We start from the raw sequence: 10,268 nt of genomic DNA, 5'->3' as shown, positions 1-10,268 counted from the left end.
AAAGGGATTATACCGTGGTCTTCTTATAAAATTCAGCTGGGAACAGCCTTTTTCGTTGCAATATTATTTTACCTCTAACACCACCAGCCCGTGTGCTGGTTCATCCCTGTAAGCTGATTAAACACCGTACTCTTCCCTACGTTGGGATTTCCAGCCAGTGCAATTACCTTATCACTATCCTTACGCTTCTTAATTTCAAGCCCCAGATCCACAGATTTGATACCAACAGAGTCTCTGCTTAATCCCATGCATCTTCCTCCTGGGTGACCGCCGCTGCCGCCACTTCTTCTTCAAAACGGCGTCTTCCCATATCCTCTTGTTCCAGGCGTACCAGCACCCGCCCTGCGTCTTCCCTTCGCAGGGCAATCACTGCACCTCTGATTAAGAATGCTGTAGGATCGCCCAACGGACTTTTTCCAAGGCACTCCACAACCGTACCTTCAATCAGTCCGATATCCTGCAGACGCCTTCTCATATCGTCGTAAGCAGACAGCTTAGCTATGACACCTCTTTGCCCTCTTTTCAGATCTGCCATACATGCCTTTTCCTTCATTGTTTCTTACCTCCGCACTTCATTCTAAAATTACCTGCAATGTTTCCATATCCTAACATATGCAAAGAAATAAAAACTGGTTCCAACGATTTTATCATGGTTTTTTCATGTCCCTGGATTCATACAACTGTCCCATGGGGAATAGATATGAACTATGATTATATCTCAAAGGAGACGCCAGCATGAACGGAGCTGAAAATTTCTATACGCTGAAAGGCTACTCCCTTTTAGAGCAGACAAAAATCACCTCCTCTATGGAAGATTATCTGGAAATGATCTGCAGGCTTCATCACGACGGGCAACCTGTCCGTATCAAGGAGCTTGCCGAATGCCTTCATGTAAAGCCCTCCTCAGCTTCTAAAATGGCAGGTAACCTAAAGGAACAGGGATTAGTGGGGTTTGAAAAATACGGTGCTGTTTCCCTGACAGAGGATGGAATGCAGCTAGGAGAATATCTTCTCTTCCGCCACGATGTTCTTCACCGTTTTTTCTGCTTTATCAATCAAAATACCGATGAGCTGGAGCAGGTGGAAAAGGTGGAGCATTTCATGAATCCTCAGACTGTGTATAATATACAAAAATGGATGAATAAATTTACATAGCAGTCTTGTGCGAATTGAATTTATGTCGTATACTATAGCAAAATATGAACATTTCGTAGGAGGACAAACACATGGATAAGATAAAAATGACGACCCCCATTGTTGAAATGGATGGAGATGAGATGACCCGTATTCTCTGGCAGATGATCAAGGATAATCTTTTACTCCCATACATCGATTTAAAGACGGAGTATTATGATCTGGGACTTGCTTACCGGGACGAAACAGACGATCAGGTAACCATTGACTCAGCCAATGCCACAAAGAAATATAAGGTCGCTGTAAAATGTGCCACCATCACCCCCAATGCGGACCGGGTAAAAGAATATAGCCTGAAGGAAATGTGGAAAAGTCCCAACGGCACCATCCGTGCCATTTTGGACGGTACTGTATTCCGCGCTCCTATTGTTGTCAAGGGAATTGATCCATGTGTGAAGAACTGGAAAAAGCCAATTACAATTGCAAGACACGCTTACGGAGATGTTTATAAGGGTTCTGAGCTGAAGATTCCAGGTGCCGGTAAAGTAGAGCTTGTATACACCGGAGAGGATGGAACAGAAACAAGAGAGCTCGTTCATACCTTTAAGGGCGCAGGCATCACCCAGGGTATGCATAACTTAAACGATTCCATCGAAAGCTTTGCAAAGAGCTGCTTTAGTTATGCTCTTGATATTAAGCAGGACTTATGGTTCTCTACCAAGGATACCATTTCCAAAAAGTATGATCATACCTTTAAGGATATCTTCCAGGAGATCTTTGAAGCAGAGTATGAAGATAAATTTAAAGAAGCAGGCATTACATATTTCTATACCTTAATTGACGATGCAGTCGCTCGTGTTATGAAATCAGAAGGCGGATACATCTGGGCTTGTAAAAATTACGACGGGGACGTTATGAGTGACATGATTTCATCTGCTTTTGGTTCTCTTGCCATGATGACTTCTGTTCTTGTTTCCCCAGAAGGAGACTTCGAGTATGAAGCAGCACACGGAACGGTTCAGCGTCATTACTACAATCACTTAAAGGGCCAGGAGACCTCCACAAACTCTGTGGCAACCATTTTTGCCTGGACCGGTGCTTTAAGAAAGCGTGGAGAGCTTGATGGCAACAACGAGCTGGCCGCTTTTGCCGATAAGCTTGAAAAAGCCACCATTGATACCATTGAAGCTGGTGAGATGACAAAGGATCTTGCTCTTATTACCACCATTTCTAACCCAACTGTTTTAAACAGCGAAGATTTTATCAAAGCCATTGCAAAGCGTCTGTAAGATTATCTGGCTTTGAATTAAAACATAGAAAGAGAAAGCTGCGTACCCGTTGCTTTCTCTTTCCCTTTCAGGAGGAAATATCATGAGATATAAACCCAAAGAGGTTATACTAAAGAATGGACTTCCCTGTATCATAAAAAGCCCTGGGCCGGAAGACGCCACAGCCATGCTTCATCTGATGTCTACCGCATCGGAAGAAACAGATTTCCTTTCCAGATATGCCGATGAAATTGATATTACAATCCCTCAGGAGCAGCAATTTTTACAAAACTGCCTAAGAAGTAAAAAGGACTTAATGCTATGTGCCATCGTTCATGGACATCTCGTAGCAAATGCCGGTATCACCTCCATCGCTCCTCATCAGCGCTATGCTCACAGAGCTTCCTTTGGAATCTCCATCATCCGGAATTATTGGGGCCTTGGAATCGGTTCTCATCTCATGTCTTCTCTCATAAACGGTGCCCTGGAAATGGGATATGAGCAGCTTGAGCTGGAGGTAGTGAGTGAAAATGAACGCGGTCTGGCTCTCTACACCAAATTTGGCTTTGAGCTTTACGGAACCAGAAAGCATGGATTTAAATACCGGGACGGCACCTATGCCACAGAATATTTAATGATGCTGAGCCTATAATTTTTTCGACATTTTTTTCCAAAACTCTATTCATACCATTATCAAAATGATATAATGTAAACTATCATATAACACGTTGGTAATGGAAGGAATACAAACATGAACTTAAGACATCTTACGATCTTTAAAACGGTGTGCGAAGAAGGCAGCATTACTGGAGCAGCCAAGGCGCTGTCCATGACCCAGCCTGCCGTCTCCCACGCCATTAATGAACTGGAGGAATCCGTTGGTTCTCCCTTATTTGACCGGGTGTCCAGAAGGGTGGTAATCAACGAGAATGGTAAATTTTATTTGTCTAAGGTCATACCCCTTCTGGAACTTTACCAGGATCTTGAAAACTACTCAGGAACTCTTCATCTGAATGCGCCATTGCGAATTGGCTCCTGCGTGACTCTGGCCAGTTATTTACTTCCAGGGGCGGTCTCCCGTTTTGCAGTTTCAAACCCGGATATCCAGTTAAAAGTAACCGTATCAAACTCCCAGGAAATTACAGGGAAGCTTTTGAAAAATGAACTGGACATCGGCCTTGTGGAAGGCGTCATTCCCGATGAGCAGCTGGAAAAGATCCCATTTTCCTCCTATCCCCTGGCCGTGATCTGTGCCCCAAGTCATTCTCTGGCAAAACCAGGTGACCAGCCTGTGTCCTTAGAGGCACTGATGAAGGAACCGCTTCTCTTAAGGGAAGCTGGCTGTACCATCAGGGATACCTTTGATTACGCTCTTGCCCTTAATAATCTTTCTGCAGAGCCTCTTTGGACCAGTACGAATTCCGATGTGATATTACAGGCAGTAAAAGAAAACATTGGAATCGGTGTGGTACCCAGGATCTTTGCGGACGAATCCATACGCCTTGGTGAGATTGTTGAGGTTGAAGTAAAAGACTTTAATATCAGCTGCATGAATCATGTGGTATTTCAAAAGGACAAGTTCCAGACCGAATCCTTCCAGGCATTTATCAACCTTGTATTGTTCGAATAATCTGGATTAGAATAAAAAAACGTGAGCCCTTGATGGTTAATAACCATTCAGGGCTCACGTTTTTTCATACACTTCTATTTATTCTTTATCCTTTTTATCAGCCAGAATCTTATCGATGCTTACCATCTTCACACAAAGGGTAAATAACCTCATAGCCAGCACCATATCGCTTAAGGTCGGGTAAGACGGTGCGATTCTTATATTGCTGTCATTAGGGTCCTTTCCATATGGATAGGTAGCTCCTGCCCCTGTCATGATAAGTCCGGATTTTTTACATTTGGTAACGATAGCCTTCGCACATCCGTTTAAGGAATCAAAGGAAATGAAATAGCCTCCCTTTGGTTTGGTCCATTCACCGATGCCAAGTCCTCCAAGCTCCTGTTCCAGGGTATTAATCACGGTCTCAAATTTAGGGCGGATGATATCAGCATGCTTTCTCATATGCTCTACCATGCCATGAATATCACCGAAATACCGTACGTGGCGAAGCTGGTTCACCTTATCGTGTCCAATGGTCTGGATCTTTAACTGCTTCTTGATATCTACCAGGTTGTTCTGGCTGGCTGCAATGGCTGCAATGCCTGAGCCTGGGAAGCTGACCTTAGAGGTTGAAGCAAATTTATATACAAGATCTGAATTGCCTGCTCTCTTACATTCTGCCAGAATCTCAATGAGATGATCCTGGTCATGGTCGTATAAATGATGGATGGTGTAGGCATTATCCCAATAGATACGGAAGTCCTTGGCCGCCGGTTTTAAGCGGGCAAATCTTCGTACGGTTTCATCGGAATAGGAAATTCCCTGAGGGTTTGAATATTTAGGCACACACCAGATTCCTTTAATGGCATCATCGTTAGCCACAAGCTCCTCTACCATATCCATATCAGGTCCGTCAGGTGTCATGGGCACGTTGATCATCTCAATGCCAAAGTACTCGGTTATGGCGAAATGTCTGTCATAGCCGGGAACCGGGCATAAAAACTTCACCTTATCCAGCTTACACCAGGGCGTACTTCCCATAACTCCGTGGGTCATGGAGCGGGAAACCGTATCATACATGACATTTAAGCTGGAATTGCCGTAAATGATGATGTAGTCTGGAGCTACCTCCATCATATCTGCAAGAAGCTCTTTCGCCTCCTTAATCCCGTCAAGAACCCCGTAATTGCGGCAGTCAGTGCCGTCTTCACAAGTAAGGTCCACATCGCTGCCCAATACCTCCATCATCCCCATGGAAATATCCAGCTGTTCCGTACTGGGCTTTCCTCTTGACATATCAAGTCTTAAGTCCTTTGTCTGAAACTCCTTGTACTGTACAGAAAGTTCCTTTTTAAGCGCCAGTAACTCTTCCTTTGTCATTTCAATATACGGCTTCATAGATTCCTTACTCCTCCTCATTTAGACTCCATTAACCAAGCAGTTCCTTTACAATCCGGTTGACGGAAGCTGGATCGGCCTTACCTTTCATGGCTCTCATGGTCTGACCGACCAAAAAGCCCATGGCTTTTTCCTTTCCATTGTGGTAATCCTCTACGGACTGCGGATTTGCATCAATAATACCCTGGATTGCCTCTCGAAGCTGCCCTTCATCATTTACGACTTTCAATCCTTTTTCTTCCACATATTGCTCTGGATTGACATTATCCGCAAAGATTCGTTCAAAAACTTCTTTACCTACGGTACGGTTAATGGTACCATTATCTACTAACTGAATTAATTTTGCAAGGTTTTCCGGTGAAAAACACATATTTTCCGGTTCCATCTCATGCTCTTTTAACAGACGCATGCCCTCCACCATAAGCCAGTTGGCGGCTTCTTTTGGCTTATTGCAGATCTCAGTGACCGCCTCAAAAATGTCTGCGATATGCTTGGAAGCGGTAATAATATCTGCGTCGTATTCAGAAAGGCTGAAGTCTTCCTGATAACGTGCCATTTTCTCCGTGCGCAGCTCTGGCTGTCTCTCCTTAATAGAAGAAATCCACTCGTCGCTGATGAGAACAGGAGGAAGATCCGGGTCCGGAAAATAGCGGTAATCCTTGGCATCCTCTTTGGAACGCATGGCATAAGAAGATTCCTTATTGTCATCCCATCGTCTGGTCTCCTGAGTAATCAGTTTTCCTTCCTCAATGAGCTCAATCTGACGTTTTTTCTCTCCTTCAATGGCTCTTGCAATGGCTTTAAAGGAGTTTAGATTCTTCATCTCCGTTCTGGTTCCGAATTCCTTTGCCCCAGCTTCACGGATCGATAAGTTTACATCGGCTCTCATGGAGCCTTCCTGAAGCTTACAGTCAGAAGCGCCAAGATACTGAATGATTAGTCTTAACTTCTCCAGATAGGCAATGACCTCTTCTCCGCTTCTCATATCAGGCTCAGAAACGATTTCAATGAGGGGAACGCCGCTTCGGTTAAAGTCCACCAAAGAGCAGTCCTCCCACTCATCATGAATCAGCTTACCCGCATCCTCTTCCATATGAATCTCGTGGATACCGATTTTCTTTTTCCCTGACGGAGTATCAATTTCCACATATCCATCATGGCAGATGGGAAGATAAAGCTGAGAAATCTGATAGTTCTGTGGGTTATCCGGGTAAAAATAATTCTTACGGTCAAATTTACAATACTGGTTGATTTCACAATTAGCTGCAAGGCCAACTGCAAGGGCATATTCCACGACCTGCTTATTTAATACAGGGAGAGATCCTGGCATACCGGTACAAACCGGACATGTATGGGTATTGGGCGCTCCTCCGAATTCCGTGGAGCAGGAGCAGAAGATTTTTGTTTTGGTCGCCAGCTCTACGTGAACTTCCAGACCAATGACTGTCTCATACTGTTTGCTCATTTTACTTCTCCTCCCTTCCGTTTATTGCCTTAAGTGCCAGTTCCGGCATGGTATATCCGTGTTCCCCTTCTAGGGCATAGCCTGCACGAAGGATACTTTTCTCCTGAAAGCAGTCACCGATCAGCTGAAGTCCAATGGGAAGTCCCTTATGGTCCGTGCCAAATGGAATGGAAAGTCCGGGAAGCCCTGCCAGGTTTACGGAAATGGTATAGATATCTCCCAGATACATCTTTAAGGAATCGCTGAGACTTTCATTCAGCTTTGGTGCTGTGGTAGGAGCCGTTGGCCCCAGGATTACATCGTATTTCGCAAAAGCCTCATCAAAGGACTTTTTAATCAGCGCTTTGGTCTTTAAGGCTTTAATATAATATGCATCATAATAACCAGAGCTTAAAACAAAGGAACCAAGCATGATACGGCGCTTTACTTCTGCTCCGAAGCCTTCAGAACGGCTCTTTTTATACATACCGTGAAGTCCTTCGTACTCTTTGGCGCGGTAGCCGTATTTTACTCCGTCAAACCGGGATAAGTTAGAGCTTGCTTCGGCAGAGGCAATGACATAATAGGCCGGAATGGCGTATTTTACTCTTCCAAGGTCAAAGGTTTCCACCACTGCCCCCTTCTCCTCCAGAATCTTAGCAGCCTTTAAAACAGCTTCCTTCACTTCCTCGTTAAGACCTTCTCCCAGATAATCCGCTGGAATACCAACCCGAAGCCCCTTCACATCTTCCGTCAGGGCCTCCATGAAGTGATTGTCCTTACGATCCACTGAGGTGCTGTCCTTTTTATCATGGGAGGCAAGAACCTCTAAGATAGCCGCGCAGTCTGTTACATCCTTTGCCACCGGGCCTATCTGATCCAAAGAGGAGCCATAGGCAATGAGTCCATACCGGGAGATGGTTCCGTAGGTAGGCTTTAAGCCTGTTACTCCGCAGTAGGAGGCTGGCTGTCTGATGGAGCCGCCTGTATCAGAGCCAAGGGCATAAAAGCATTCCCCGGATGCGACCGCAGTACAGGAGCCGCCGGAAGAGCCGCCGGGAACGTATTCAAGATTCCAGGGATTCTTTGTTGGTCCGAAGGCTGAGGTCTCCGTGGTGCTTCCCATAGCGAACTCATCCATATTTGTCTTTCCTATTATAATGGCTCCTGCCTCGATTAAATTCTCTACTGCCTGTGCCGTATAGGTGGGTACAAAATCAGATAGAATGTTGGAGCTGCAGGTGGTCCTCATATCCTTAATGCAGATGTTATCTTTAATTGCTACGGGAACTCCGGCCAGAGGACCGGTAAGCTCGCCGGCATCGATCTTCTTTTGCACTGCTTCTGCCTGGCTTAAGGCAAATGCTTCATCTACGGTCACAAAGCTGTTTAAGTCAGGCTCCATGGAACGGATCTGTCCAAGCACTGCTTTTACAGCCTCTAAAACAGTGACTTCTTTGCTTTTTATCTTTTTTCCAAGCCCTACCGCAGTAAGGGACAATATTTCTTTCTCTGTCATCTGCCTTCCTCCTATTCCACTGTTTTTGGTACCTTAAAGGCCCCATCCTTTTTCTCGGGAGCATTCTTTAAGATGTTATCTCTGTCATCGCCATTTTCCACCACGTCCTCACGAAATACGTTATGGACGGGAAATACATGGGACATGGGCTCCACGCTGTCGGTATCAAGTTCATTTAAGGTATCAATATAATCAAGCATGCGGCCCATATCTTTCTTTGCATCTTCCCGCTCTTTCTCGCTTAATTCCAGCTTCGCTAAAATACCAACGTATTCTATCATATCATCATCAATGATGTGTGCCATTTCTTCTGCCTCCTTTTATGGTTCCAGTCTTGTAACGTCTCTTGGGAACAGGGTAGTCTCTCTTACATTGGCCTCATCAAGAAGACGCATGGTAAGACGCTCCAGTCCGATTCCCAGGCCACCGTGAGGCGGCATACCATACTGGAAGATCATGAGATAAGAAGAGATATCTTCTGGATTCATGCCTCTGGCTTCCATCTTTTTTATGATGGTCTCATAATCATGGATTCTCTGTCCTCCGGTCGTTATTTCAAGTCCACGGAATAATAAGTCAAAGCTTAAGGTATAACGGTCATCAGTCGGATCCTCCATGGCATAGAAGGGACGCTTCTTTGATGGATAATGGGTGACGAATACGAAATCACTGCCGTATTCCTCTTTAAAATAACGACCGATTAATACTTCCTCTTCCGGCTCTAAATCGTATGGGTTCTTGATCTTTCTGTCATACTTTTCAGCTACCAGTTCTTTTGCTTTATCAAAACGTACTGCCGGGATGTTTGATACATCGGGAAGGTCTGTTTTAAGCATCTTTAATTCCTGGGCATACTCTTTCTTTAGAAGGTCAAAGGTATACTGAAGCATGCCTGTTTCCATTTCCATGATCTCTTCAAAGCTGTCGATATACCCCATCTCAAAGTCCATGCTGGTGTATTCGTTTAAGTGTCTTGTGGTATTGTGCTTTTCCGCACGGAATACGGGAGCCACTTCAAATACCCGGTCATAAACACCGACCATGGTCTGCTTATAGAACTGAGGGCTCTGTCCAAGCTCTGCCTTTTTATTAAAATAGTCCAGTTTAAATACGTTAGATCCGCCTTCTGCTCCTCTGGCGACGATCTTTGGTGTACGGATTTCTGTAAATCCTTCTAAATGGAGGAAATCACGGAATCCTCTTACGATTCCTTCCTGAATGCGGAATTTTGCCCGCTCCATAGGATTTCTTAAGGTTATGGGGCGAAGAGACAGCTTTGTCTCAAGGGAGGTATTTAATTTCCATTTGCTGATGGCGATAGGAAGTACCTCTGCAGGCTGAGATAACACCTCGATTTCTGTTAAGCGCAGCTCAAATCCATGAGGCGCCCGGCTCTCTTCTGATACCACACCAGTAACACGGACCGCTGATTCCTCTTTCAATTGACTGAGAGGCGTCGCTGTCTTTCCCTCTTCATACACGCACTGTACCAGTCCTTCTGACTTACGAAGAATGACAAAGGCCACGTCTCCCATATCACGAATGGTATGGATGCTGCCTTCCATGCGAATGGTCTTACCTGCATTTTCCCCGGTTAAGCCCTTTAAAATCCCGATTGTTTCCTTTTCTTTCACACCTTTGATGAATTCCATATCTGTTTTCTCCTTACCTAAATGTAATTGCTTCGATTCCGGTAAAGATATTTTGACAATAAAATATCCCGCCCCGGAATACAGTTACATATTCCGGGACGGGATTTATATGGCTATAAGCTCCCGCGGTACCACCCGCATTGAGATTGCTTTAAAATTCATCCGCAAATAAACAGACTGCTAAGCAAAAATCTCCACTCAAGCATTTAACGCATGCGTACGGATAAACCTACTCATGGCGCCG

Annotated in this window: 10 protein-coding genes and 1 pseudogene; 4 read left to right on the top strand and 7 right to left on the bottom strand. The window is 44.8% G+C overall.

Annotated elements, in window-relative coordinates:
* Positions 1 to 80: 80 nt before the first annotated feature.
* A pseudogene (locus T546_RS25065) lies at positions 81 to 248 on the bottom strand (FeoB small GTPase domain-containing protein); the annotation flags it as partial.
* Positions 239 to 553, bottom strand: a complete 315-nt coding sequence (locus T546_RS23665) for a FeoA family protein (protein ID WP_024835094.1) — start codon at positions 551 to 553, stop codon at positions 239 to 241. The gene T546_RS23665 and the pseudogene T546_RS25065, both read right to left, overlap by 10 nt.
* Before the next feature lie 182 nt (positions 554 to 735).
* On the opposite strand from T546_RS23665, the gene T546_RS0114560 reads away from it, so the two are divergent.
* The 4 genes from T546_RS0114560 (at position 736) to T546_RS0114545 (ending at position 4,032) form a co-directional block, all read left to right on the top strand.
* Positions 736 to 1,155, top strand: coding sequence for a metal-dependent transcriptional regulator (locus T546_RS0114560; RefSeq protein WP_026892242.1), 420 nt, complete (start codon positions 736 to 738; stop codon positions 1,153 to 1,155).
* A 71-nt stretch (positions 1,156 to 1,226) separates the two neighbouring features.
* On the top strand, positions 1,227 to 2,423 hold the full coding sequence (locus T546_RS0114555) for an NADP-dependent isocitrate dehydrogenase (RefSeq protein WP_026892241.1): 1,197 nt from the start codon (positions 1,227 to 1,229) through the stop codon (positions 2,421 to 2,423).
* An 82-nt stretch (positions 2,424 to 2,505) separates the two neighbouring features.
* A complete protein-coding gene (locus T546_RS0114550) occupies positions 2,506 to 3,054 on the top strand; it encodes a GNAT family N-acetyltransferase (RefSeq protein ID WP_026892240.1) in 549 nt (182 codons plus the stop codon).
* 99 nt (positions 3,055 to 3,153) lie between these two features.
* Positions 3,154 to 4,032 (top strand): LysR family transcriptional regulator, encoded by an 879-nt coding sequence (locus T546_RS0114545; protein WP_026892239.1) that lies wholly within the window; start codon positions 3,154 to 3,156, stop codon positions 4,030 to 4,032.
* Positions 4,033 to 4,110: 78 nt separating this feature from the next.
* Here T546_RS0114545 and T546_RS0114540 read toward each other — a convergent pair whose 3' ends face one another.
* Genes T546_RS0114540 through aspS form a run of 5 tightly spaced genes read right to left on the bottom strand, consistent with a single transcriptional unit; the run spans position 4,111 to position 10,024 of the window.
* Positions 4,111 to 5,409 carry an aminotransferase class I/II-fold pyridoxal phosphate-dependent enzyme gene (locus tag T546_RS0114540; RefSeq protein ID WP_026892238.1) on the bottom strand — a complete coding sequence of 433 codons (1,299 nt, stop codon included), beginning with the start codon at positions 5,407 to 5,409 and terminating at the stop codon, positions 4,111 to 4,113.
* A gap of 31 nt (positions 5,410 to 5,440) precedes the next feature.
* Complete coding sequence (gene gatB / locus T546_RS0114535) at positions 5,441 to 6,874, bottom strand: Asp-tRNA(Asn)/Glu-tRNA(Gln) amidotransferase subunit GatB (RefSeq protein WP_026892237.1); 1,434 nt, start codon at positions 6,872 to 6,874, stop codon at positions 5,441 to 5,443.
* Position 6,875: 1 nt separating this feature from the next.
* Complete coding sequence (gene gatA / locus T546_RS0114530) at positions 6,876 to 8,372, bottom strand: Asp-tRNA(Asn)/Glu-tRNA(Gln) amidotransferase subunit GatA (protein ID WP_026892236.1); 1,497 nt, start codon at positions 8,370 to 8,372, stop codon at positions 6,876 to 6,878.
* A gap of 11 nt (positions 8,373 to 8,383) precedes the next feature.
* Entirely contained in the window at positions 8,384 to 8,677 is a 294-nt protein-coding gene (gene gatC, locus T546_RS0114525; protein ID WP_024835084.1) for an Asp-tRNA(Asn)/Glu-tRNA(Gln) amidotransferase subunit GatC, read from the bottom strand.
* 15 nt (positions 8,678 to 8,692) lie between these two features.
* Complete coding sequence (gene aspS, locus T546_RS0114520) at positions 8,693 to 10,024, bottom strand: aspartate--tRNA(Asn) ligase (RefSeq protein WP_026892235.1); 1,332 nt, start codon at positions 10,022 to 10,024, stop codon at positions 8,693 to 8,695.
* Positions 10,025 to 10,268: the final 244 nt, after the last annotated feature.

This window comes from [Clostridium] aerotolerans DSM 5434 (assembly GCF_000687555.1).
Classification (GTDB): domain Bacteria; phylum Bacillota; class Clostridia; order Lachnospirales; family Lachnospiraceae; genus Lacrimispora; species Lacrimispora aerotolerans.
This window is presented reverse-complemented; position numbering and strand designations above follow the sequence as displayed.